Below are 23,802 nucleotides of genomic sequence, written 5' to 3'. Positions count from 1 at the left end.
CTGCGCTCCGGCTTTGCAGCCGCGCCCATCAGGACAAGAAGATGAACCAGATGAATCCCGCCTTCGTCATGCCCGACATTCAAAGCACGGTCGACACGAGGCAGATTCCGATTCAGCGCGTCGGAGTGAAGGGGGTTCGCCATCCGCTGACGGTGCGCACGCCAAGCGGCGACATTCAGCCGACGGTGGGCACATGGAACCTCGACGTGCACCTGCCCGCGCATCAGAAGGGCACGCACATGTCGCGCTTCGTGGCGCTGTTGGAGGCGAGTAAAGCGCCGCTGGTATCGACCACGTTTCGTAAGCTGCTTGCCGAGATGCTCGACAAGCTCGAGGCGACTGGCGGCCGCATCGAGGTCACGTTTCCTTATTTCGTGCCGAAAACCGCGCCGGTTTCGGGCGTGTCGAGTTTGCTCGACTACGAAGTGACATTGACGGGGCAGGCGCGCGACGGTGAAATCCGCACGTTCTTGCGTGTGCTCGTGCCCGTGACCAGCCTTTGCCCCTGCTCGAAGGAAATCTCGCAGTACGGCGCGCACAATCAGCGCTCGCATGTGACGATCGACGTGGAGTTGCTGGCCGATGTGCCCGTGGAGGATCTGATCCGGATGGCGGAGCAAGAGGCTTCCTGCGAATTGTGGGGCTTGCTCAAGCGTCCCGACGAAAAGTTCGTGACGGAGCGCGCGTACGAGAATCCGAAATTCGTCGAGGACTTGGTGCGGGATGTGGCGCAGCGGCTCAACCGCGACGCGCGCATCGTGGCGTACACGCTCGAAGCGGAGAACTTCGAATCGATTCACAACCACAGTGCTTACGCCGTGATCGAGCACGACAAGCGTAAGGCAGCCGCAGCGGCGGCTTAACGCTTCTAACGTTCTAGTGCTGCGGCCGCCCGAGTGCGAGGAGGCGGCAGCCAATCCGCCGCATTGACCGAAGCGCGGTGCAGCTCGCGCCTGGTTCCTGTCATTGCGCTGGCGCTGCCAGCCTACGTTATCGTTCTACCTAGCGTGCCAGCGACGACAAATCCCAGCGCGGCTTCACCGTGAACGCATAGTCCCGGCTTGCTTGGTGCGGCCAGCGTTGCAGACGCAAAGCGCCCGCCAGCGCGATCATCGCGCCGTTATCGGTGCACAGCGCAAGGTCGGGGTAGTGGACCTCGAAGCCGCGCTTCTTGGCGGCGGCTGTCAATGCGTCGCGTAACTGGCGGTTCGCGCCCACGCCGCCCGCGACGACTAGGCGCTTGAGCCGCGTCTGCTTGAGCGCCGCCAGCGATTTGCCGACGAGCACGTCTACGGCAGCGTCAACGAACCCGCGCGCGAGATCGGCCTTCGCTTGCTCGCAGACGTTCGCCCCCAACTGCTTGGTTTGAGTCAGCACAGCGGTTTTCAAACCGCTGAAGCTGAAATCGAGGTCGCCCGAATGGAGCATCGGCCGCGGCAGCGTGACGGCGCCCGGCGTGCCGTAATCGGCGAGCCGTGAGACCTCCGGACCACCGGGATAGCCGAGCCCGAGCAGCTTGGCCGTCTTGTCGAATGCTTCGCCGGCCGCGTCGTCCAGCGTTTCGCCGAGCGTTTCGTAGACGCCCACATCGGTCACCCGCATGAGCTGCGTATGACCGCCCGACACGAGCAGCGCGACGAACGGAAACGGCGGCGGCGCTTCGATGAGCAGCGGCGAAAGCAGGTGCCCTTCGAGATGGTGGATACCGATGGTGGGCTTATCCCACGCGAGCGCGAGTGAGTTCGCGATGCTGGCCCCCACGAGCAGCGCGCCCGCGAGGCCGGGCCCTTGCGTAAACGCGATGGCGTCGATATCGGCGCGCGAGGCGCCCGAGCGGGCGAGCACATCCTCGAGCAGCGGCAACGCCCGGCGGATATGGTCGCGGGAAGCCAGTTCGGGCACGACGCCGCCGTATTCGCGATGCATTGCGATCTGCGAATGCAGCGCGTGGGCGAGCAGGCCGCGCTCGGTGTCGTAGAGCGCGAGCCCGGTTTCGTCGCACGAACTTTCGATGCCGAGAACGAGCATGGTGGGATGGGCGAGGGCGGCGACGGCCATGGCCGGCTATGACAACGCTATAACCATGGCCGCGGCCGCCGCGAGGAATGCGTGGAAAACACGGAAGTATATCAGCGTGCCGACCAGGGCCGCTCTCGCGGGTAGAATGCGCGCCATGGAATCTTTCGATATCGCCGTCATCGGCGCGGGGGCGGCCGGGATGATGTGCGCGGCCGTGGCCGGACAGCGCGGCGCGCGCGTGGCACTGATCGATCATTCGCCGCGCCTTGCCGAGAAGATCCGCATTTCCGGAGGCGGGCGCTGCAATTTCACGAACTTGCAGGCAGGTCCGTCCAACTATCTCTCGGCCAATCCGCACTTTTGCCGTTCGGCGCTCGCGCGCTACACGCCGCGCGATTTCCTTGCGTTGCTCAAGGCGCACCGTGTGAGTTGGCACGAGAAGCACCGAGGTCAACTGTTTTGCGACCATTCGAGCGAATCGATCATCGACCTGCTCGCGGCCGAATGCGACACCGGGCGAGTGGCCTGGCGGCGTCCGGTGACGGTGCATGCCGTAAGGCGTAGCGATACAGGTGTGTTTGCGCTCGAGACGAGCGGCGACGAGATTGCGGCACGCGCCTTGGTGATCGCGACAGGGGGGCTCTCGATCCCGAAGATCGGCGCGACGGATTTCGCTTATCGCCTGGCCAAGCAGTTCGGACACAAGCTCGTCGACACTCGCCCGGCGCTCGTTCCGCTCACGTTCACTTCCGAGGATTGGGCGCCGTTCGCCGCGTTGGCCGGCGTATCGCTGGAAGTCGAGGTGACGGCGGGCTCCAAGCGAGCTTGCGGCTCGTTCATCGAAGACTTGCTCTTTACGCACCGGGGGTTGTCCGGGCCCGGCGTGCTGCAAATTTCCAGCTACTGGCAGAGCGGCGAGCCGATCGTCATCGATTTGCTGCCCGGACTGGATGTCGCCGCGGCGTTGCTCGAGGCAAAATCGAGCGCCACGAAACGCCAGGTCGGCACTGTGCTGGGGCAATGGCTGCCGGCGCGCCTCGCCCATGCTTGGCTCGATGCGCACGCGGTATCCCCGGAAGCCCGCTTGGCCGATTTGTCTGATAAAACTTTGCGCCGCTTGGGCGAGGCATTTTCTCGCTGGACGTTGGCGCCATCGGGAACGGAGGGCTATCGCAAGGCCGAGGTCACCAAGGGCGGCGTCGATACGCGCGAGTTGTCGTCGACGACCATGATGAGTGCGCGTGTGCCGGGGCTTTATTTCATCGGCGAGGCCGTGGATGTCACCGGCTGGCTTGGCGGCTACAACTTCCAATGGGCCTGGGCATCGGGCGTGGCGGCCGGCCAAGCCGCGGCCGAATTCGCTCGCGGCACTTGACAACGCTCGTGTAAATGTGCAGAAGGTCTGCTATACTCCCGGACCTTTGGAAATTTTCGTTTTGGAAACATGACGATCATCCGCGTAAAAGAAAACGAGCCCTTTGAAGTTGCGATGCGCCGCTTCAAGCGCACGATCGAGAAGAACGGCCTGCTGACCGAGCTTCGTGCGCGCGAGTTCTTCGAAAAGCCCACGGCTGAACGCAAGCGTAAGAAGGCGGCGGCCGTGAAGCGCCATTTCAAGCGCCTGCGCAGCCAGATGCTGCCGAAGAAAATGTATTGATCGTCCCGCGGCCGCTGCGGTCGCGCGCGCGTTTCGCGCGCGTGGTTCGAGCGGCGCGCGGTTTCGCCGCGGCATCGGCTGCTCGGTTTGCCCGGGTCGGTAGGTCGATCCGGTTGCTAGGCCTGGCCTCGGTCCCGCTCGCGAATGCGCAGCCTGCGCAAGACCCGCTTGAGGAAGCATCCCAAGCGGGTTTTTGCGCTCAGTGCGCACCATTGCACTATTGCCACCTCCCTTCCTCAGCCGGGTGAAAGATGAGTCTTAAAGATCGTATCAACGAGGACATGAAAACCGCGATGCGCGCACGCGAGACGGGGCGCCTCGCCACGATTCGTTTGCTGCTGGCGGCCATCAAGCAGCGGGAAGTCGACGAACGGACGGTGCTCGACGATGCCGCCATCACGGCCGTCATCGACAAAATGATCAAGCAGCGCAAGGATTCGATCAGCCAATTCGAAGCGGCCGGCCGCACCGATTTGGTCGAGCAGGAGAGCGGGGAGCTTGCCGTGCTTGCCGCTTACATGCCGGCCCAATTGTCGGAGGCCGAAATCAGCGAGCAGGTGCAGGCGGCGGTAGCCGCGACGGGGGCAGCCGGGCCGCAGGACATGGGCAAGGTGATGGGCGTGCTCAAAGGCAAGCTTGCCGGCCGGGCCGACATGACGGCTGTGTCCGCTCTCGTGAAGGCCGCACTTGCCAAGTAAGCGGGCGCGCGAAGCCTGGGTGCTGCGTTGGTGGGAGGCTCGCCGCGATGAGAGTGGCGGCGCCGAGCATGAGCGCAGGGTCCGTTTCGTTCCGCGCGATTGCATGTGATTCCGCACGCCTTTCTCCAGGACCTGCTGAACCGCGTCGATATCGTCGACGTGGTGGGCAAGTTCGTCCAGTTGAAGAAGGGCGGGGCGAATTTCATGGGCTTGTGCCCCTTTCACAACGAGAAAAGCCCTTCGTTCACCGTCAGCCCGACCAAGCAGTTCTATCACTGCTTCGGCTGCGGCGCGCACGGGACGGCCATCGGCTTCTTGATGGAGCACGCGGGGCTTTCGTTCCCCGAGGCGGTGGGCGAACTCGCGCAATCGGTCGGCTTGTCCGTGCCGCAAGAGCCGTCGCCCGCTCGTGGCGGCTACGGCGGTTACGGCGGCTCCGAGGGCCAGGGCGGCCCAACTGGCGCCGAGCGATTCACACCCGTGGACGGCAAGGCAGTTGCCGCGTTGTCGGATCTCATGCAAACGGCGTGCGATTACTATCGCAAAGCATTGCGTGGCGCGCCTCAAGCCATTCAGTACTTGAAGAAGCGCGGGCTGACCGGAGAAGTCGCCGCGCGCTTCGGACTCGGATTCGCGCCCGACGGCTGGCAGAATCTCGAAGCCGCCTTCCCCGATTACCGCAACGATGCGCTAGTCGAGGCGGGCCTCGTCATCGTCAGCGAGAAGCTCGACGCGCAAGGCCAGCCGCGGCGCTACGACCGGTTTCGCGAGCGCATCATGTTCCCGATCCGCAACGTCAAGGGGAAGGTGATCGGGTTCGGCGGGCGCGTGCTCGACAGCGGCGAACCGAAATATTTGAATTCGCCGGAAACGCCGCTATTTAGCAAGGGTAGCGAGCTGTACGGGCTGTTCGAGGCCCGGCTGGCGATTCGCGAGGCGCATTTCGTGTTGGTGGTGGAGGGGTATATGGACGTCGTCGCATTGGCGCAACTCGGGTTTCCGAATGCCGTTGCGACCCTCGGCACCGCTTGCACGCCGGTTCACGTGCAAAAGCTGCTGCGGCAGACCGATACGGTCATCTTCAGCTTCGATGGGGACGCCGCGGGCCGTCGCGCCGCGCGTCGCGCGCTCGACGCGTGTCTGCCGCACGCGGCCGACAATCGCACGATCCGCTTCTTGTTTCTGCCGCCGGAGCACGATCCCGATAGCTTCGTCCGTGAATTCGGCCGGGACGCTTTCTCGGAGCAGATCGAGCATGCGTTGCCGCTGTCGCAGTTCATGTTGAACGAGGTGCTGGCGGGCAAGGAACTCGATACGCCGGAAGGACGCGCCCGCGCGTTGTTCGATGCCAAGCCGCTGTTGCAGGCGCTGCCGGCCAATGCGCTGCGCGCGCAGATCATGCACATGTTCGCCGATCGCTTGGGCGTGCCGTTCGAAGAGGTGGCCGCACTATGCGAGGTCGATACGCGCATCGCCGCGGCCGCCAAGCGCGCGCCCGCACGCAAGGACCGGCGGCGCGTCACGGGTATCGAGGAACGCGCGTTGCGCAATTTGGTGATGTACCCGCGCATCGTTTCCGTCTTGGACGAAGCGAGCGAGGAAAGCCTGTTCAACCAAAGCCACCATGGCGAATTGTTCGCCGAAGCGGCCACGCACGCGCGCGCCTTGGGTGAGGCGGCTGAATTTCGGCACCTGTCGGATCTGCTTAGAAATGGGGTCAATGCTGCGACTTTCGAAGAAATCTTCCGCGAAATTCTGGTCTATGATGAAAACGTGCGTGATTTGCTCATGCACGATGTGGAAGACGCCGCCGCGGCCGAGCAACAGCAGGAGCGCGAGCGCATCGCCGCCGAGGAATTCCAGGCTGCCATCCTAAAGATTCGTTACGACGCGTGCTGCGAGCGGCTCGAGCGCTTGTCGCGCCAGTCCAAACTGACGCCCGAGGAAATCGATCAATTCGCGGATCTGAACCGGCAACGCGCCGAGATGAAACGGCAGCTCGGGCTTTGAAAGGGGGATTGCGCCGTGTGTGCTATAATAAAAGGTTTTCAGCGGTTCAGTTTGTCTTTTCGAAGCAATGGCGCTAGGGCAAAGGCGAGATAGCGATGGCAAAGACTACGGGCGCAAAGGCGGCTGCGAAAGGTGCGACGGGGGCGAGCAAGGGCAAGACCCAGGGCTCGGGCCAGCGTGCCGAGCGGCCGGCGCGCAAGGAAGTCGTTGCTCGGTCGGCTATCGTTTCTGTCCGTAAGACAACGGCTGCAAGTGCAGCGGAGCGGGCCGGCAAGAAGCCGGCGAGCTTGGGGGCTGTACGAACTTCGGCGGCAGCCGCCGACATGACCAAGGCGGCACGAGCGTCCGCCAAGCCGGAGACGAGAGCCGCCGCCGCAAGGCGATCCGGTTCGAAAAGCGCAGGGGGCGCGGCTGCCACGCCGGACGATTCGGCAGTGCGTGAAACCCAGGTATCCACGGTGCAACCGGCTGAAGTCCAGCAGCCGCGAGTCGAGACTATAGCCGGTACGGCGAACTCCATGACGAAAAAGCTGAACGAAGTATCCGTCGATGACGACGCAACCCAAGGCGAAGAGCAGCAAGCTGCTCCGGCCAAGGGTGAAAAGGCCAAGGCGCGCGATCGTCGCGCGAAGGAAAAGGCGCTGCTGAAGGACGCGTTCGCGTCCAGTCAGCCCGGTACGGCGGAGGAGCTCGAAGAGCGTCGCTCGAAGCTGCGCGCGCTGATCAAGCTCGGTAAAGAGCGCGGCTTTCTGACGTACGCGGAAATCAACGACCACCTGCCCGACAACTTCGCCGAGACCGAGGCGATCGAAGGCATCATCAGCACGTTCAACGACATGGGCGTGGCTGTGTACGAGCAGGCGCCCGACGCGGAAACGCTGCTCCTGAACGACAATGCGCCGGCCGCCTCGTCGGACGACGAAGTCGAAGAGGAAGCGGAAGTCGCGCTGTCGACGGTCGATTCCGAATTCGGTCGCACGACCGACCCGGTCCGCATGTACATGCGTGAGATGGGCACGGTCGAGCTGCTTACGCGCGAAGGCGAAATCGAGATCGCGAAGCGAATCGAGGATGGCCTCAAGCACATGGTGATGGCGATCTCGGCGTGCCCGACGACGATCGCGGACATCCTTGCGATGGCCGAGCGCGTCGCGAACGAGGAGACTCGCATCGACGAACTCGTCGACGGCCTCATCGATCCGAACGCGGAAGACGCTGACGGTTTCTCGGCGCAGGAAGCGGAAGCGATCGAGAGCGAGACCGAGGAAGCAGAGGAAGAGGACGAAGAGGAAGAAGAGGACGACGACGGCACCGCGCAGGCGACGGCCAACGCGGCGCAACTGGAAGCGCTCAAGCGCGTCTCGCTCGAGAAGTTCGCGTTGATCAGCGAATGGTTCGACAAGATGCGTCGTGCGTTCGAGAAGGAAGGCTACAAGTCGAAGTCGTACCTGAAGGCGCAAGAAACGATTCAAAACGAACTGATGTCGATTCGCTTCACGGCGCGTACGGTTGAACGGCTGTGCGATACGCTGCGCGCGCAAGTGGACGAAGTGCGTCAGGTCGAGCGTCAGATTCTGCATATCGTCGTCGACAAGTGCGGCATGCCGCGCGCCGAGTTCATTGCGCGCTTCCCGGGCAGCGAGACGGATCTCGACTGGGCCGAGAAGATCGTGGCCGAAGGGCATCCGTACAGTGCGATTCTCGCGCGCAATATTCCCGCGATCCGCGAGCAGCAGCAGCGTTTGCTCGATTTGCAGGCGCGCGTGGTGTTGCCGCTGAAGGACTTGAAGGAAACGAACCGTCAGATGGCGGCCGGCGAATTGAAGGCGCGTCAGGCGAAGCGCGAGATGACAGAGGCCAACTTGCGTCTCGTGATTTCGATTGCGAAGAAGTACACGAACCGCGGTTTGCAGTTCCTCGATCTGATTCAGGAAGGCAATATCGGCTTGATGAAGGCCGTGGATAAATTCGAGTACCGTCGTGGTTATAAGTTTTCGACGTACGCCACGTGGTGGATTCGCCAGGCCATTACGCGTTCGATCGCCGACCAGGCACGCACCATCCGGATTCCGGTTCATATGATCGAGACGATCAACAAAATGAACCGTATTTCGCGGCAGATTCTGCAGGAGACGGGTCTCGAGCCCGATCCGGCGACGCTCGCGGAAAAGATGGAAATGCCGGAGGACAAGATCCGCAAGATCATGAAGATCGCGAAGGAGCCGATCTCCATGGAAACGCCGATCGGCGACGACGACGATTCGCATCTGGGCGACTTCATCGAGGATACGAACACGGTCGCACCGGCCGATGCCGCGTTGCATGCCAGCATGCGCGATGTCGTGAAGGATGTGCTCGATTCGTTGACGCCGCGCGAAGCGAAGGTGCTGCGTATGCGTTTCGGTATCGAGATGAGCACGGATCACACGCTCGAAGAAGTGGGCAAGCAATTCGACGTGACGCGCGAGCGCATCCGTCAAATCGAAGCCAAGGCGCTGCGCAAGCTGCGTCACCCGAGCCGCTCGGACAAACTGAAGTCGTTCCTCGAAGGCAACTGATTTCGGATTCGTCTATGAGGTCGATGTAGCAAAAAAAGCCCGGCGTGCAAGCGCTGGGCTTTTTAGTTGGCTGTGTCACTCGCAGGTTGCCGGCGGGCGGATGTGGGGTGCCGGCTTCGGTCGCGGGCGCTCGGTGGGGCGTTGTTCGTTGAACCGACAGTGGATTCGCGCTTATTTGATGTTTCGGATTTGCGCGCGGCTGCATTAGCCGATAGACTCGCAGTCTTTGCGCGATGTAGTCGAAGTCGCGGGCATGCATTCGCCACACACACGCGAAGCATTCAACATCCAATCGTGCGAATAGTGTGCGATGGGCCGGACGCCGTGCTGGTTGCAGGCAGCGGACTCATAATCCGCCTCCGAAAGGACACCGTGGGTTCGACTCCCACCCGGCCCACCAAGGCTTTCCCAGCCGATTCGTTGCTTATTTTGCGCTCCGCAAATCTAGGTTTGTTCCGCAATTCGCCCTTCTTGATCGGCCCGACCTTGTCTGTCCGCCGGTTCCGCATGTAGTGCTCGGAAAAGCAGCTTGGCCACGGGTTCAGCATTGAGAACATGGGCTGCGCGAGCGGCACGCTTGGCGCAGGCGTCAATCATGATTTCAGTCAGGGATGTTCGCGCCAAATGGAAGGTTTCGAATGTGTCCGATCAGTCCAGCCCCTTGATTTTATTCTGGTTGAACATCTTGACTGGGGCGTCCGCGCACATCACCCCGACCACCGAACAGTAGTCAACTGCCTCCGGGCGGCTTTTTACGTTCGATCATCGAGACGTGGAACGAGACCGCGTGTCGTTCTGGCGCGATTCCGGCTCGCCGCGCAGCACCCAATCGAGCGTATGGGTAGTCGTGATCCGGCTCGATCCCGTCGGGAAGCAAATCAATATGTTTCAGCACGTCGATCGCATCCAGCCGGGCGTCGGTCTCGACAGGCACCGCTTTAAACACCCGAAGAAGTCGGGTCTTGTGACGGTTCCGCACCCGAAGAAGGACCTGCCAATCGGGACGACGAAGAGCATCCTGAAGGCCGCCGGTTTGCAATAACCGGCGGTTTTTCGACGCGGGATGTGGGTAACTGACTAGGGAAGGATGAAATGGAATTTCCCATCGCTATTCATAAGGACGATGGGAGCGTCTATGGAGTGACCGTGCCGGACATTTCTGGCGTCCACTCTTGGGGCGACACCATCGATGAAGCAATGCGTAATGCGAAGGAGGCGATTGTCGGGCATGTGTCGACTTTGGTTGAGCTTGGCGAGAATATCGATTTCAACTGTTCGTCTGTAGAAGATCTGTCCGCAAAGCCGGAGTACGCTGGAGCCGTATGGGCGCTGGTTGATATTGATCTCTCGAAGCTCGACTCGAAGCCGGAGCGGATCAACATTAGCATCCCGCGTTTTGTCTTACATAAGATCGATACCTACGTCGAATCACGGTACGAAACCCGAAGCGGATTTCTTGCGCGTGTCGCGTTGGAAGCATTGGCACATCAGTCATGACCGCTCACAGTAAAACGGAATGATCAGCCCCGCTGCGGCGGGTCTTTTTTCTCCTGCATGCGGCTGTAAGCGGTGCGATATTGGACGGCATTGCATTGCGGGAAATCGCTCCGCGATAGGTTCCATCTGGCCAACGATGGCCAGTGGTCGAGTCGGCGAATATGTCTTAGCGGCGCACGAATGCGCCTCGGGGTGAACTCGAGAACGCGGTTGCCGCGGAACCCCCATGCATCTGCATGCAGCACGCGACAGCCCTTGCACGGCACCAGATCTGTGCTGCGCTGCTTCACGGTGAGGCTTCTTGCCCGCGCACGGTACCGTGGACTGCATGGAGAACCTTGCCTGACGCGGGAGATGATGAATTGGCACGGAACTCGCTTGGTGATCTCCCCAGGCGAATCAACGGCGATTCGCTCCGAATACCACATTGAACATCACTCAATAGTGGGCCGCCCGGCAACGGGCCCCCCAGGGCAACGGCGTCCTGCGCACCCGGTCTTTCGATCGGCTGCGCAGGACGCCGTTTTGTTTGGTAGACACCCCATGTCAGGCAAAGCCACTCGCATCGAGATTTTCAGTCTGCGCACCGCCCCGACGCGGGCGTTTCACCTTAGCTGGATCGCGTTCTTCGTGTGTTTTTTCGCATGGTTCGCGTGCGCACCATTGATGCCGCTGTTCGCGCGGCAATTTCAGTTGAGCCCCGCCGACGTTGCGAACATCAACATCGCCGCCGTATCCGCGACGATCCTCGCACGACTGATAATCGGTCCGATGTGCGACCGTTTCGGTCCGCGCCGCGTCTATGCGGGGCTGCTGACGCTCGGTGCAATCCCGGTATTCGCGGTCGCGTTCAGCCACGACTACTGGACATTCCTGCTTTGCCGGCTCGGTATCGGCGCGGTCGGCGCGAGCTTCGTCATCACCCAGTACCATACCTCGGTCATGTTCGCGCCGAACATCGTGGGCACCGCGAACGCGACGGCGGCCGGTCTGGGTAACGCCGGCGCCGGCCTCGCGCAAGCGTTCGTGCCACTGCTGCTCGCCGTCGCGATGATGCTCGGATTCGGCGACGCCTCGGCTCTGCGCATCGCTTTGATCGTGCCCGGCGTCGCCATGCTGGCCGTCGCGGTGCTCTATTGGCGCTATACGCAAGACAGTCCGCGTGGCGATTTCATCGCGCTGCGCGCAGCGAACGAGACGGTGGCAAGTGACAAGCAGGGAGGCTGGGCGAGCTTTGTCGCCGCGTGCCGAAACTACCGTGTCTGGCTGCTGGCCATGACCTATGCCGCGAGCTTCGGCGTCGAGGTGTTCATTCACAACATCGCATCGCTGTACTACGTGGATCACTTTCACCTTTCGCTGAAGGACGCGGGGCTCGCGACCGGCGTCTTCGGCGCCCTTGCGCTGTTCGCTCGCACTTTGGGCGGCTGGCTGTCCGATCGTTTTGCAACCGCGCGCGGCCTCGAGGTGCGCTCGGTACTACTCGGGGGGCTGATCGGTGCCGAAGGCCTCGGTTTGCTCGCATTCGCGCACGCTGGCAATGCTGGGGCCGCAATCAGCGCGATGGTCGTATTCGGCCTGTTCCTGCATATGGCGTGCGGCGCCAGCTATGCACTCGTGCCGTTCATCGATCGCCAGGCGCTCGGCGGGGTCGCAGGGATTGTCGGCGCCGGGGGCAACGTCGGCGCGGTGGCGGCCGGCTTTCTAATGAAGGGCGTCGGCGACGTGCAGCAGACGCTGACGATCATGGGTGGCTTCGTGCTCGCGTCGGCGCTGTGCGCGTTCGCAGTACGTTTCAGCGCCGAGCACAAGGCCCGAGAAGCGGCGCTATGCGCGAGCGCGCTCGCCGCGAAAGTCAATTGACGGCGCAGGCGTCCGCTCCTGCTCCCGAAAGGTCCGCCGAGCACAAGCGCGGCAGGACCCTCGTTCCGACGCTCGTTCCCTCGCTAGCGTGACGTTTTCGCCCGGTCCAAGACAAGAGAGGGCGTGTCGTTAGCGCGAAGATGCGCCGTACGCAGCCAGAAATACATCCACCGCCCGCGTCACCACAGGCAAGATCTTCGCCGGCGTAATACTGACGGAATACCCCAGCGTGGCTATATCGACGAGCTCCGCTTCGTAAAGCGCCCGAAGGTGGTGGGCGGCCACGTCCGCATCACACGCTTTCAACGTGCCCGCGGCAATCGCCTCGAGCAGGAAATCGCGCACGCGGGCCCAGCCCTGCTTGGGTCCCGTCTCGTACATGACGCGCCCTAGCGTCGAGCGTGCGCTTTCCTCTATCGCAAGCCGCCGCAGCGCGATGATCGATGGCCTGAGGATCGCGGGCAGATAGTGTCGTCCGAAGGCGATCAGCGAGTCTCGCAGCGCAATGTCGAGCCGCAACTGACTGAACGATTCGAGAATCTCGCTCGCCGCGTTGACCATGACCTCGGCGAACAACGCTTCCTTCGAGTTGAAATAGCCATACAGCGTAGCCTTGGACGCGCCGGAGCGAGTGGCGATATCGGCCATCGACGCCTGATGAAAGCCCACCTCCATGAACACCTCGTGCGCGGCCTCGACGATCGACTGCCGCTTTTCCTCCGTCTTCTTCCTCATCTCCTGAACCCGGTGTGTAGCGTTATCCGCAGCCGGCAAGTGTAACCGTAAGCCGTCGTCCATCCGTTCGTACGCATTCGCTACGAAGGCGCCGCTCCGCCGAAAGCGATTGACACCCAAGATTTGCTGTATTATAAACCAAACCGTTCAGTTTAGTTAAAGGTGAGAGGTCCATGTTGTGCACATCATCGACAAGAACGGCTCGCTGGGCGGCGGGGCGAGCGGGCGTGGCAGTTGGTGTCGCGGTGGTGATCGGTTTGACGGCATGCGCATCGAAGCCAGAGTCCGGCACCGCACGGCCGAGAGAGATCGGCAGCTATGCAACGGCTCGCAGCTTTGCGGCCGACGACGGAGCGACGGCTGCGTGGCCGCAAGATAGCTGGTGGCAGCGGTACGGCGATTCCCAACTCGATCGGATCGTCGGCGAAGCGCTGGCGGGGTCTCCGACCCTGGCGGCCGCGGCCGCACGGCTACGCAACGCCGAGGCGACCGTCCAGCAATCGCATTCCGCATTGTTGCCCGACGTATCGGCGCAGGCTAAGGTCGACAAGGAAAAGCAGAGCTACAACTATCTCACTCCGCCCGCGTTCACTCCGAAGGGCTGGCGTCCGGCGGGCCAGGCTTCGCTCGACTTTTCGTACGAACTCGATTTCTGGGGAAAGAATCGTGCGGCGCTCGCTGCGGCAACCTCGGAGGCTGAAGCCGCGCGAGCCGACGCGGCGCAATCGCGGCTCGTGCTATCGACCTCGGTCGTCGATGCCTACGCGGATCTCGCGCGCCTCTATGCGGAACGCGACTGTGCGAGCGCCGCGCTCGATGTCCGCACGAAGACGGCTGCGCTGTTCACCGATCGCAAGGCGGAAGGGCTCGAAACCGAAGGCGCCGTGCAACAAGCCATCGAACGGCGCGGCAGCAGTAAAGCGGACCTGTTGTCGATCGACGAATCGATCGCATTGACGCGTAACCGCATCGCCGCTTTGATCGGAGCCGGCCCCGACCGCGCATTGAGCATCACGCGTCCTGCCGTCGCCATCGATCAGCGCTTCGGCCTGCCTCCCGACGTGACGCTGCAGTTGCTCGCGCGTCGTCCCGACATCGTCGTCGCGCGGCTGCGTGCGCAAGCCGCTGCGAAACGCATCGACGTGGCCGCGGCGCAGTTCTATCCAGACATCAGCCTGAGTGCGGTGATCGGCATGCAATCGCTGGGGCTCAATTTGCTGACGAAGTCGGGGTCCGTTTTCGGCAACGTGGGGCCCGCGATCTCGCTGCCGATCTTCAACGCCGGCCGCTTGCGCGGGCAATATCGCGGCGCGCAGGCGACGTACGACGAAGCGGTGGCGAACTACGACGACACGCTCGTGAAGGCGCTGCACGATGTCGCGGATGCCGCCGTGAGCGACCGTGCGCTGCAGCCGCGCATCGATGCGACCAAAGCCGCGTGGGTTGCCGCCGCGCGTGCGCGCGATTCGATCAAGGCGCGGTACGAGGGCGGCCTCTCCAACTACCTCGACGTGCTCAGTTCGGAAGACAGCCTGATCGATGCGCAACGGCAACTCGCCGACATCCAGGCGCGCGCGTTCACGCTGGATATCGCGCTGACCCGCGCATTGGGTGGCGGCTACACATCCGACGCCGACTCGTCTCGTCCCAGTCAACACTCAAAAGCCGAAAGCCAATAGCTAATAGCTAAGTCGATAGTCAAGACAAATAGGAACTCCCATGTCGAACTCTATGCATGCCGCGCTTCAGAGCGCGGAAGTCGCCGGCGTCGAACCCATTGCCGCCGCGTCGGATTCGCCTTCGAGCCGCCGCAAGAAGCTGTTCGCACTGCTCGGTCTCGCGATCGTGCTCTGCGCTGCCGGATCGGCCGCCTACTGGCACTTCGTTGCCTCCCGCTATGTGTCGACCGACAACGCGTATACGTCCGCCGAGACAGCATCGATTACGCCGGCTGTCACGGGCATCATCAAGAGCGTCAACGCAGTGGATACGCAATACGTCCACAAAGGAGACGTGCTCGTCGTCATCGACGACACCGATGCCCGGATTGCGCTCGCGCAAGCACAGGCGCAGGTCGGACAAGCCGAGCGCAAAGTGCGCGGCTACCTCGCAACCGATAAAGGGCTGACGGCGGCTGTCCAGGCCCGCGCCGCGGACGAAGCGCGCATGCAGGCGCAGATCGCTTCCGCGCAAGCCGACTACGATCGCACGGCGCTCGACCTGCAACGCCGCCAGAAGCTCGCGGCGAACGGTTCGGTGTCGGGCGAAGAACTGAGCAACGCGCGTGCGGCATTCGCCTCGGCGAAGGCCTCGCTCGAGGCGGCGCGGGCCGCAGCCGCGCAGGCGCGCGCATCGCGTGGCGAAGCGGTCGGCTCGCTCGACGCGAACAAGGTGCTGATTGCCGACACGACCGTCGATACGAATCCCGAAGTGCTGCTCGCCCGCGCCAAACGCGACCAGGCGCGAGTGGATCTCGAACGCACGGTTTTGCGCGCGCCGTTCGACGGGGTCGTGGCCAAGCGTCAGGTGCAGACTGGCGAGCGCGTGAATCCCGGCGACACCTTGATGACGGTCGTGCCGACGAGCAGCATGCACGTCGACGCGAATTTCAAGGAAGTCCAACTCGAGAAGGTTCGTATCGGTCAGCCGGTGACGCTGACCGCCGATCTGTACGGCAACGATGTGACCTACCATGGCCGCGTCGAAGGGCTGTCGGGCGGGACCGGAGCGGCGTTCGCGATGATCCCGGCGCAGAACGCCACCGGCAATTGGATCAAAGTGGTGCAGCGGCTGCCCGTGCGTATCGCGATCGATCCCGCCGAACTGAAGGCGCATCCGCTGAGCGTCGGACTGTCGATGGAAGCCGAAATCGACACGCGCGCGCCGCGAGCGGATTGACGGGGGCGCGCTCATGACTACGGAGAACGCTTCGCACGCACCGTTGACAGGCGGCGCGCTGCTGATGGGCGGCTTGATGCTGGCCATGGCCAATTTCGTCGCGGTGCTCGATACGACGATCGCGAACGTGTCGGTGCCGAACATCGCGGGCGCGCTAGGCGCGTCGTCTTCGCAAGGGACGTATGTGATTACGTCGTATGCGGTGGCCGAAGCCATTACGGTGCCGCTGACGGGCTGGCTCGCGAATCGCTTCGGCACGGTGCGCGTGTTCGTGCTCGCGCTCCTGACCTTTGGCCTGTGCTCGGCATTGTGCGGGTTGGCGACCTCGATGAATATGCTCGTGCTGTTCCGCATATTTCAGGGGCTGGGCGGCGGACCGTTGATGCCGCTGTCGCAAACGCTGCTGCTGCGCATCTTTCCAAAAGAAAAGGCGCCGATGGCGATCGGCCTGTGGAGCATGACGACGCTCGTCGCGCCGGTGCTCGGGCCGATTTTGGGCGGCGTGCTCTGCGATCGCTTGCATTGGGCTTACATCTTCTACATCAACGTGCCCGTTGCGTTGATCTGCGCGCGGGGCGCGTACCAACTGCTGCATCGGTATGAGACGGCACTGCAGCGTGTCCGCATCGACGCGGTCGGCCTGACCCTTTTGATCGTATGGGTCGGCTCGCTTCAGCTGATGCTCGACGAAGGCAAGGACAAGGATTGGTTCGCGTCGACCGAAATCGTGGTGTTGGCCGTCGTCGCTGCGATCGGCTTCGCGGCTTTCTTGATTTGGGAAATGACCGAACGCCACCCGGTGGTGGACCTTCGCGTGTTCCGGCATCGCGGCTTCAGCGCGAGCGTGGTCACGATCAGTCTCGCGTTCGGCGCTTTCTTCGGCAATACCGTGCTGACGCCGCTCTGGCTGCAGAACTATATGGGCTACACGGCGACGTGGGCCGGCTGTGCGAGTGCGATGACCGGCATTCTCGCCGTGATGGCCGCGCCATTCGCGGCGAACTTATCGGCGCGATTCGATGGCCGTTGGCTCGTGTTCGCCGGGGTGTTGTGGATGGGCGTAGTGACGTTCGCACGCGCATACTTGAATGCCGATATGGCGTTTTGGCAGGTCTCGGTTTCGTTGTTGCTGTTGGGCGTTGGGCTGCCGTTCTTTTTCGTGCCGCTCACGGGGCTGGCTTTGTCGAGTGTCGATGAGCCGGAAACCGCGTCCGCTGCAGGGCTGATGAATTTCTGCCGCACATTCTCGGGGGCGATTGCCACCGCGCTCGTCAATACGATGTGGGAGAACCGCATCAAGTCCAGTCACGCGAACCTCGCAGGTCTTACCGATACGTCGCTCAGCTATCTGCACCGGCTTGCAAGCAGCGGCATGGCCCTCGAGCAGGCGCGCGGCACCATCGACAACCTCGTGCAGACGCAGGCCGTCATGCTCGCGACCGCGCAACTTTTTCAAATCGCGGGTGTGGCGTTCGTGCTGGCGGCGCTGGCCGTGTGGTTGGCGCCGAAGCCGACGCGGGTGGCCGATACGAGTCATGCGCATTGAGTCCGTTGTTTCTCGGGCCCCGATCGCTTGGTCCGTCGCTGCAGCACAGATCGTCTTTACTTAGCGAGCAATGGTCGCGGGAAGGGCGCTGGATCGAGTGTCACGGCCAACGCCCTAGCCGAGCACCTGGCTGCAGCCCCGTGCGGTAATCGGTAAACTGCGTCACTTCCGACAATGCGCCGTACTCGGTCACCCGAGCATGTGCTGCTCCACGGCACGATCGAATTGCTGACCGATGCGACGAACCTACGAGGATACGGTAATGCCCCGACTCTGTGCTGTCTCGCGCCGTGAGCGGTCGTTCCTGCATGTAATCGCTTTGACGGTGATAACGGCGTTGCCGATCGCCTCCCGTGCGGCGAGTTTCGATTGCGCGAAGGCCGCTTCGCCGACGGAAAAAGCGATATGCGCGACGCCAGCGCTTTCGCAGTTCGATAGCGAACTCGCGGTTGCGTGGAAGGCCGCGTTGGCGAAGAGCCACGATGGCGCTGCGCTCAAACGAGAGCAGCAGCAATGGCTCCGCCTGCGCGACGCGTGCGGTGACGACAAGTCATGTGTAGCCGACCGCTACAAGGAACGGATAGCGGCGCTGAAAGGGACGCCGCTTGCCCAAGACCGGTGGGACCAGACATGGACGCTAGAAAGCGGCAACCCGACGCAGGGTGGCACGCTGACTTTCTCGGGTGCGGCGCCTCATTTGCATTTTTCGATCTCCGCATACGACGGGGCCCATACGGGCGAGAACGAAGGGGACATCACCGTGCACGGCGATACGGCGGACTATCACGATGCGCAGGGGTGCAAGTTGATGTTCGCCCGCCGCAACCAGCGCATCGATGTGACGGAGACGAGTGGTCCGGAAACTTGCGGCGAGGGGATGGGCGTGTCCTTTGGCGGCCGATACGGCACGTTTGCCGCATCGAACGCGAAGCCGTCGGCGGATCTCGTGAGCCTTCACGTGGTGAACGACCGCCAGACGAATGACGCGGCGCATGCGCTGCTCGGCCGCGATTACGATGCGCTGATATCGACGATCAATCTTCGCAGCGATGCAGCCGACTTGGATCATCTGGGCGCGAAGGTGCAGCAGTTCTTCGTGCGCGGCCTTGCAACGACCAATGCATCGATCGTGATGAGTCGCGGCGGCGAGTTGTGGATCGGGCTGCTGGTCTTCGACGGCAACGACAAGGTGCGGATGCGGTACTACACGAACGTGCCTGCGTGGAAGAAGAAGGTGCCGAACACCATCCTCGCGTGGCGCAATCAGATCGACCGCAGTTTGCCAATCGATCTCATCACTCAGTGACGACCGTGCCGACGCTTGCCCTTGCGTAACGCATCCCCAAGCCTTACGTCACCTTCGCGGCGTAGCGCGCTTCGTTCAAATCGGAAATGAGCGTCGGTCCGGTCGGTTTCCAACCCAAACGCGCTTGGGTGAGGGCACTCGATGCCGGCATGTCGAGTGCGGCGAACATCGCCATCCACCCGAAGTATGCTTGCGCCTCGTCCCGCGTGATCGAGACGGTCGGCACGTTCAACCCGCGCCCCAGTGCCTCCGCGATTGCGCGCGCGCTGACGCCTTCTTCGCCTACCGCGTGATAGCGTGCGCCGCGTTCGGCTTTCTCGATGGCGAGCCGGTACAGCCGCACGACATCCGATAGATGTCCCGCGGGCCAGCGGTTGAGGCCGTTCTCCACATAGGCAGAGACCCCTTTCTCGCGCACGATCTCGATGAGCGGCGTAACGAGGCCCTGTTTGAAGGGGGTGTGCACTTGCGGTAGGCGCATCACGGATACGTTCACGCCCGCTTCCAGCAGCGCATTGCCCGCCATCTCCGATGCGATGCGCGGGTTGGGGTGCGCGGCGTTGAACACGTCTTCGCTGGCCGGTTGCCCATCGTCGCGGCTGCCGACACCCGTGCCGGACGTCAAAAGAAGAGGACGGTCGGACCCGGCCAACGCTGATCCCAAGGCTGCAATCGCACGCTTGTCTTTTTCGCAGTTGTCCACGAAGTGCGAGAAATCGTGATCGAACGCGAGATGAACGACGGCATCGGCCTTTTCCGCGCCGCCACGCAAGCTGTCGGGGTGCTCGAGCGTGCCGCGATGGACCTCGGCGCCCGCCGCTGACAAGGCTTGCGCGCCGGCATCGGATCGCGTCATGCCGATCACCTCGTGACCGGCCCCGATGAGTTCAGGAACGAGAGCCGAGCCGATGAAGCCGGTTGCGCCTGTCAGAAAGATTCGCATGGTGAAGTCTCCTCGGTAATCACCCAGCCACTATGCGATGATTGGCTATCCTATTGAAGTGGTGACTTTATCCGGGTAAACCGGTTAACAGCCTCGTCATGTCAGCGAACGTCGCCCCCACGCTTGGAGAGTTCTTGCGCAGCCGCAGAAGGCGGCTCGATCCGGCCAGCTTCGGCTTTTCCGGCCGCAGGCGCACGCCCGGATTGCGCAGAGAAGAGGTGGCCCAACGCGCCAATATCAGCGTTGCCTGGTACACGTGGCTCGAACAGGGCAGAGGCGGCGCGCCTTCCGCCGAGGTGCTGGAGCGCATCGGCGCGGCGCTGATGTTGACGGATACGGAGCGCGAGCACCTCTTCATGCTGGGCCTGGGCAGGCCGCCTGAAGTCCGCTACCGCGCGGTAGCGGGCGTGAACCCGAGGTTGCAAAGGGTACTGGATTCGCTCGATGCCAGTCCGTCGATCATCAAGACCGCGACCTGGAATGTCGTGGCATGGAATCGTGCCGCAGCCCTGGTGCTGACGAATTTCGGCGCTTTGCCGCCCGGTGAACGCAACGTCCTGCGTTTTTTGTTCGGCAACCCGGCCGTGCGCGCTAGACAGCACGATTGGGAGAGCGTCGCGCGCTTCGTGGTCGGAGCGTTTCGCGCCGATGTCGCGCGCGCGGGGCTCGCCACCGAAGTGGGCGATCTCGTGGACGATCTATGCCGTACCAGCCCGGATTTCGAGCGCATGTGGCGCGAGAATCACGTGGCGAGCCACGGGGAAGGAGAGAACGTGAAGCGCTTGCTGCATCCGGAGCTGGGCATAGTCGAGATGGAGTATTCGCTGTTCGCCGTCGATGGCCGGCCGGACTTGAGCATGCTCGTGTATACGCCGCTGCAGCCGCAAACCGCGGAGAGCATCCGTGCGATGTTGCGCGCGTCGATAGACGATGGCGCGGCCCTCGAGGCGCAGGGGGCGACGCATGGGGATTAACTTCGATTTGAACGACTTGCAGGCGTTTCGTGCCGTGGCGGAGATGGGAAGCTTTCGCAAGGCCGCCGAGGCGGTCAGCATCTCCCAGCCGGCTTTGAGTCGCCGCATCGACAAGCTGGAGGAAGCGCTCGGCGTGCGTCTCTTCGAGCGCACCACGCGTAGCGTCACGCTTACCACGATCGGCCGCGTGTTCGCGTCGAGCGCCGAGCAACTGCTCGACGATCTCGACGTCGCGTTGCTCGGCATCCGTGACATCTCGTCGAGCCGTCTCGGGCATGTGACCATCGCCTGCGTGCCGTCGGTGGCCTATTACTTTTTGACGAAGGTGATTGCGAATTATCGTCGGCGTTTTCCACGCATCCGGGTCAGGCTGCTGGATGCGAGCGCGAACGAGGTGCTCGGCGCCGTCATTAGCGGCGAGGCAGATTTCGGCGTGAGCTTCATGGGTAGCCAGGAGCCGGAGATCGAATTCAAGCTGCTGTTGCAGGACCGGTTCGTTGCCGCCTGTCGGCGCGACCATCCTCTCGCGAGCAAGAAGCGCGTGACCTGGAGCGAGCTGTACGAGCACGAATACGTATCGGTGGACAAGACTTCCGGTAACCGCCTGTTGCTCGATCAAGCGCTATCGGCCGTGACGCCGAGTGCGCCGAGTGTCTGCGAGACGCGGCACGTCACGACCATGCTCGGCTTGGTCGAAGCGGGGCTCGGGGTTGCCGCCGTGCCGTCGATGGCGATGCCCGGAGAAAATCACCCCATTCTGACGAGCGTGCCGCTCGTCGAACCGGTGGTGAAGCGGCGCGTCGGAATCGTCAGACGCCGCGGCCGGCAGCTTACGCCGGCTGCGCAGGAGTTCCATCAAATGATGGTCGGAGCAAAGCGCGGCGCCATGGCGAGCAGCGATGAGCCGGATTAGGAGGCGAGCTTTCCTTGCAGTTTTTCGTCAACGCGCCGAAACGGAATCGAGCCCGGTCGACTTCACTTCGCCTTGCACGCTCGGCGAGGCGAGATAGTCGAGCAACGCTTTCGCTTCCTTTGGATGCTGCGCGTGGACGGGAATGCCGCCGGCGAAACGCGTGACCGATTGCAGCGATTCCGGAATCTTTCCGACGAACGCCGCTCCCTTGACGGGTAGTAATTCGCTTACCTGTTGGAAGCCGATTTCGTAGTCGCCGTTCGCCACCACCGACGCAACAGGGATCCGCGGAATCATCTTCGCCTTCGACTTGACTTGATCCTCGATCCCGAGTTTCTTGAACAACTCCCGCTCGATATACACACCGCTCGCACTATCCGAGTACGCAATCGACTTGGCACGCAGCAGCGTCTGCCGCAGGCCGTCCTCAGTGCCGATGTCCGGCTTAGCGGCGCCTTCGCGCACGACCATGCCGATGCGCGAATCGGCCAGCTCCACGCGCGATCCGGGAATCACCTCGCCCTTGCGGATCAACTCGTCTAGAGCGTATCCAACCATGATGACGGCATCTGCCGGCTCACCTCGTTCGAGCCGGTTCGGGATTGCTTCGGGTGATTTCCCCATCGACGGACCGAGCGTGGTGTCGAGCGTGTCGCCCGTCTCCGACGCGAACTTCGGGCCGAGCGCCTTATACGCGGCCGTGAAGCCACCGGAGGTGATGACGTGCAGGTCGGCGGCGTGCACGTTCGTCGCAGCGGCCGAGCCGATGACAAGGGCTGCCGCGCACAGCTTCAGGAGTAGGTTTCTCATGATCGAGGTCGTGTCGAATGTGGGGCGCAGATGCATGACGAACAAGATGCCGGTCAGTGCACCGGCGTCAGCGCCGCCGCGCGGCGGCGATAGAGTGCGAACGTGGCGGCAAGGGCGCAAGCCGCGGCGAAGCTCATCCAGTAGCCGGGCGCCGCTTTGTCGCCCGTCATGTGAATGAGCGCGGTCGAGACGGCCGGCGTGAAGCCGCCGAATACCGCCGTCGCCAGGCTATAGGCGAGCGAGAAGCCCGCAACGCGCACTTGTGCCGGCATCACTTCGGTCAGCGCGACGATCATCGCGCCGTTATAGACGCCGTACATGAACGAGAGCCAAAGGAGAACGAGCAGCATGTTGAGAAAGCTCGGCGCGTGAGCGAGCAGCGACAGCGCCGGGTAGGCCGTGGCGATGTTGAGCAGCGTCATGCCGACGAGCAGCGGCCGGCGGCCGATCTTGTCGGAGAGGGCGCCTCCGATCGGGAGCCATACGAAGTTCGACACCGCGACGCAGAGCGTCACGAGCAAACTATCGGCGGTGCTCAAGTGCAGGACCGTCTTGCCGAACGTTGGCGCGTAGACCGTGATGAGATAGAAGCTCGCGGTGGTCATCGCCACCAGCATCATCCCTGCGATCACGACGGCCCAGTTCTCGAGCAGCGTACGGAACACTTCGTTCATGCTCGGCCGATGCTTGCGCGCGCTGAACGCCTGCGTTTCCTGCAGATTGCGGCGTAGCACGAAGATGATCGGCACGATCATGCAGCCGACGAAGAAGGGCACGCGCCATCCCCAAGCCGCGATGGCCGCTGCGTCCAGCCAATGATCGAGCGCGAAGCCGAGGGCCGCGGCCACGACGATGGAGACCTGCTGGCTAGCCGATTGCCAGCTCGTGAAAAAGCCCTTGCGGCCGGGCGTGGCCATTTCGGCGAGATATACCGACACGCCGCCGAGTTCCGCTCCCGCGGAGAAGCCCTGTAGAAGCCTGCCCATCAACACCAGCGCGGGCGCCAGGAGGCCGATCGTCGCGTAACCCGGTACGAAGGCGATGAGGATGGTGCCGCTCGCCATGATGGAGAGCGTGACGATGAGGCCCTTGCGGCGGCCGACGTCGTCGATGTATGCGCCGAGGACGATCGCGCCGAGCGGACGCATCAGGAAGCCGGCGCCGAAGACGGCGAACGTCATCATCAACGCGGCGAAATCGCTCCCCGCCGGGAAAAAGACATGGGCGATTTGCGTCGCATAGAAGCCGAACAGAAAGAAATCGAACTGCTCCAAAAAATTCCCGGCTGTCACGCGCAATACCACCGAGGCCGTCGAGCGCCCGGACGAACGGGTAGAGGGGGAGGGGTGCATCGATGTGTCTCCTGGAATCCCGA

General features: G+C 62.9%; 19 protein-coding genes, 1 tRNA gene and 1 pseudogene. 16 read left to right on the top strand and 5 right to left on the bottom strand.

Annotated elements, in window-relative coordinates:
* The first annotated feature begins 41 nt into the window (after positions 1-41).
* Entirely contained in the window at positions 42-863 is an 822-nt protein-coding gene (gene folE2 / locus QQS38_RS05780) for a GTP cyclohydrolase FolE2 (protein WP_479644411.1), read from the top strand.
* Positions 864-1,002: 139 nt separating this feature from the next.
* On the opposite strand, the gene tsaD is transcribed toward folE2, so the two are convergent.
* The gene (tsaD, locus tag QQS38_RS05775) at positions 1,003-2,028 is read right to left on the bottom strand and encodes a tRNA (adenosine(37)-N6)-threonylcarbamoyltransferase complex transferase subunit TsaD (protein WP_479644541.1); all 1,026 of its coding nucleotides are present in this window, start codon (positions 2,026-2,028) and stop codon (positions 1,003-1,005) included.
* A 55-nt stretch (positions 2,029-2,083) separates the two neighbouring features.
* Between tsaD and QQS38_RS05770 the strand changes: the two genes are divergently transcribed.
* The 9 genes and pseudogenes from QQS38_RS05770 to QQS38_RS05730 all read left to right on the top strand — a co-directional run bounded on the left by QQS38_RS05770 (position 2,084) and on the right by QQS38_RS05730 (position 12,302).
* Positions 2,084-3,394, top strand: coding sequence for a BaiN/RdsA family NAD(P)/FAD-dependent oxidoreductase (locus tag QQS38_RS05770; RefSeq protein ID WP_479644410.1), 1,311 nt, complete (start codon positions 2,084-2,086; stop codon positions 3,392-3,394).
* 69 nt (positions 3,395-3,463) lie between these two features.
* On the top strand, positions 3,464-3,676 hold the full coding sequence (gene rpsU / locus QQS38_RS05765; RefSeq protein ID WP_479644409.1) for a 30S ribosomal protein S21: 213 nt from the start codon (positions 3,464-3,466) through the stop codon (positions 3,674-3,676).
* 251 nt (positions 3,677-3,927) lie between these two features.
* Positions 3,928-4,374 (top strand): GatB/YqeY domain-containing protein, encoded by a 447-nt coding sequence (locus QQS38_RS05760; RefSeq protein WP_479644408.1) that lies wholly within the window; start codon positions 3,928-3,930, stop codon positions 4,372-4,374.
* 105 nt (positions 4,375-4,479) lie between these two features.
* Positions 4,480-6,384, top strand: coding sequence for a DNA primase (gene dnaG, locus QQS38_RS05755; RefSeq protein ID WP_479644407.1), 1,905 nt, complete (start codon positions 4,480-4,482; stop codon positions 6,382-6,384).
* A gap of 95 nt (positions 6,385-6,479) precedes the next feature.
* A complete protein-coding gene (rpoD, locus tag QQS38_RS05750) occupies positions 6,480-8,942 on the top strand; it encodes an RNA polymerase sigma factor RpoD (RefSeq protein WP_479644406.1) in 2,463 nt (820 codons plus the stop codon).
* A gap of 312 nt (positions 8,943-9,254) precedes the next feature.
* Positions 9,255-9,342 (top strand) — tRNA-Ile (locus QQS38_RS05745).
* 531 nt (positions 9,343-9,873) lie between these two features.
* Positions 9,874-9,984: pseudogene (locus QQS38_RS05740) on the top strand (type II toxin-antitoxin system HicA family toxin); the annotation flags it as partial.
* Positions 9,985-10,034: 50 nt separating this feature from the next.
* Positions 10,035-10,439, top strand: coding sequence for a type II toxin-antitoxin system HicB family antitoxin (locus QQS38_RS05735; protein ID WP_479644405.1), 405 nt, complete (start codon positions 10,035-10,037; stop codon positions 10,437-10,439).
* A gap of 543 nt (positions 10,440-10,982) precedes the next feature.
* Positions 10,983-12,302: an MFS transporter gene (locus QQS38_RS05730; protein ID WP_479644404.1), complete on the top strand. Its 1,320-nt coding sequence runs from the start codon at positions 10,983-10,985 to the stop codon at positions 12,300-12,302.
* Between the two features lie 129 nt (positions 12,303-12,431).
* On the opposite strand, the gene QQS38_RS05725 is transcribed toward QQS38_RS05730, so the two are convergent.
* Entirely contained in the window at positions 12,432-13,037 is a 606-nt protein-coding gene (locus QQS38_RS05725; protein WP_479644403.1) for a TetR/AcrR family transcriptional regulator, read from the bottom strand.
* Positions 13,038-13,264: 227 nt separating this feature from the next.
* Here QQS38_RS05725 and QQS38_RS05720 point away from each other — a divergent pair, with 227 nt between their 5' ends.
* The 4 genes from QQS38_RS05720 (at position 13,265) to QQS38_RS05705 (ending at position 18,787) form a co-directional block, all read left to right on the top strand.
* Entirely contained in the window at positions 13,265-14,716 is a 1,452-nt protein-coding gene (locus tag QQS38_RS05720; RefSeq protein ID WP_479644402.1) for an efflux transporter outer membrane subunit, read from the top strand.
* Positions 14,717-14,756: 40 nt separating this feature from the next.
* Positions 14,757-15,935, top strand: a complete 1,179-nt coding sequence (locus tag QQS38_RS05715; RefSeq protein WP_479644401.1) for an EmrA/EmrK family multidrug efflux transporter periplasmic adaptor subunit — start codon at positions 14,757-14,759, stop codon at positions 15,933-15,935.
* A 13-nt stretch (positions 15,936-15,948) separates the two neighbouring features.
* Positions 15,949-17,481, top strand: a complete 1,533-nt coding sequence (locus QQS38_RS05710; protein ID WP_479644400.1) for a DHA2 family efflux MFS transporter permease subunit — start codon at positions 15,949-15,951, stop codon at positions 17,479-17,481.
* 262 nt (positions 17,482-17,743) lie between these two features.
* The gene (locus QQS38_RS05705; protein WP_479644399.1) at positions 17,744-18,787 is read left to right on the top strand and encodes a lysozyme inhibitor LprI family protein; all 1,044 of its coding nucleotides are present in this window, start codon (positions 17,744-17,746) and stop codon (positions 18,785-18,787) included.
* Between the two features lie 43 nt (positions 18,788-18,830).
* On the opposite strand, the gene QQS38_RS05700 is transcribed toward QQS38_RS05705, so the two are convergent.
* The gene (locus tag QQS38_RS05700) at positions 18,831-19,730 is read right to left on the bottom strand and encodes an SDR family oxidoreductase (protein ID WP_479644398.1); all 900 of its coding nucleotides are present in this window, start codon (positions 19,728-19,730) and stop codon (positions 18,831-18,833) included.
* A 98-nt stretch (positions 19,731-19,828) separates the two neighbouring features.
* Between QQS38_RS05700 and QQS38_RS05695 the strand changes: the two genes are divergently transcribed.
* Both QQS38_RS05695 and QQS38_RS05690 read left to right on the top strand, forming a co-directional pair.
* On the top strand, positions 19,829-20,704 hold the full coding sequence (locus QQS38_RS05695; RefSeq protein WP_479644397.1) for a helix-turn-helix transcriptional regulator: 876 nt from the start codon (positions 19,829-19,831) through the stop codon (positions 20,702-20,704).
* Positions 20,694-21,617, top strand: a complete 924-nt coding sequence (locus QQS38_RS05690; RefSeq protein ID WP_479644396.1) for a LysR family transcriptional regulator — start codon at positions 20,694-20,696, stop codon at positions 21,615-21,617. Before QQS38_RS05695 ends, QQS38_RS05690 begins: the two co-directional genes overlap by 11 nt.
* Before the next feature lie 27 nt (positions 21,618-21,644).
* Here the strand turns inward: QQS38_RS05690 and QQS38_RS05685 are convergent, their stop codons facing one another.
* Together QQS38_RS05685 and tcuC are read right to left on the bottom strand one after the other, a co-directional pair.
* On the bottom strand, positions 21,645-22,427 hold the full coding sequence (locus QQS38_RS05685; protein WP_479644395.1) for a substrate-binding domain-containing protein: 783 nt from the start codon (positions 22,425-22,427) through the stop codon (positions 21,645-21,647).
* A gap of 53 nt (positions 22,428-22,480) precedes the next feature.
* Positions 22,481-23,779 carry a tricarballylate/proton symporter TcuC gene (gene tcuC, locus QQS38_RS05680; protein WP_479644394.1) on the bottom strand — a complete coding sequence of 433 codons (1,299 nt, stop codon included), beginning with the start codon at positions 23,777-23,779 and terminating at the stop codon, positions 22,481-22,483.
* Positions 23,780-23,802 lie beyond the last annotated feature (23 nt).

This window comes from Trinickia sp. Z7 (assembly GCF_056498045.1).
Note: the sequence above shows the minus strand (reverse complement) of the source record. Positions and strands in the feature narration are given on the sequence as shown.

Coding starts and splice junctions, on each gene's coding strand:
- QQS38_RS05715 (WP_479644401.1), top strand. CDS start 14,757: ATGTCGAACTCTATGCATGCCGCGCTTCAGAGCGCGGAAGTCGCCGGC.
- QQS38_RS05770 (WP_479644410.1), top strand. CDS start 2,084: ATGGCCGCGGCCGCCGCGAGGAATGCGTGGAAAACACGGAAGTATATC.
- QQS38_RS05710 (WP_479644400.1), top strand. CDS start 15,949: ATGACTACGGAGAACGCTTCGCACGCACCGTTGACAGGCGGCGCGCTG.
- folE2 (WP_479644411.1), top strand. CDS start 42: ATGAACCAGATGAATCCCGCCTTCGTCATGCCCGACATTCAAAGCACG.
- QQS38_RS05695 (WP_479644397.1), top strand. CDS start 19,829: ATGTCAGCGAACGTCGCCCCCACGCTTGGAGAGTTCTTGCGCAGCCGC.
- QQS38_RS05690 (WP_479644396.1), top strand. CDS start 20,694: ATGGGGATTAACTTCGATTTGAACGACTTGCAGGCGTTTCGTGCCGTG.
- QQS38_RS05760 (WP_479644408.1), top strand. CDS start 3,928: ATGAGTCTTAAAGATCGTATCAACGAGGACATGAAAACCGCGATGCGC.
- tsaD (WP_479644541.1), bottom strand. CDS start 2,028: ATGCTCGTTCTCGGCATCGAAAGTTCGTGCGACGAAACCGGGCTCGCG.
- QQS38_RS05725 (WP_479644403.1), bottom strand. CDS start 13,037: ATGAGGAAGAAGACGGAGGAAAAGCGGCAGTCGATCGTCGAGGCCGCG.
- tcuC (WP_479644394.1), bottom strand. CDS start 23,779: ATGCACCCCTCCCCCTCTACCCGTTCGTCCGGGCGCTCGACGGCCTCG.
- QQS38_RS05730 (WP_479644404.1), top strand. CDS start 10,983: ATGTCAGGCAAAGCCACTCGCATCGAGATTTTCAGTCTGCGCACCGCC.
- QQS38_RS05685 (WP_479644395.1), bottom strand. CDS start 22,427: ATGAGAAACCTACTCCTGAAGCTGTGCGCGGCAGCCCTTGTCATCGGC.
- QQS38_RS05705 (WP_479644399.1), top strand. CDS start 17,744: ATGCCCCGACTCTGTGCTGTCTCGCGCCGTGAGCGGTCGTTCCTGCAT.
- rpoD (WP_479644406.1), top strand. CDS start 6,480: ATGGCAAAGACTACGGGCGCAAAGGCGGCTGCGAAAGGTGCGACGGGG.
- rpsU (WP_479644409.1), top strand. CDS start 3,464: ATGACGATCATCCGCGTAAAAGAAAACGAGCCCTTTGAAGTTGCGATG.
- QQS38_RS05700 (WP_479644398.1), bottom strand. CDS start 19,730: ATGCGAATCTTTCTGACAGGCGCAACCGGCTTCATCGGCTCGGCTCTC.
- QQS38_RS05735 (WP_479644405.1), top strand. CDS start 10,035: ATGGAATTTCCCATCGCTATTCATAAGGACGATGGGAGCGTCTATGGA.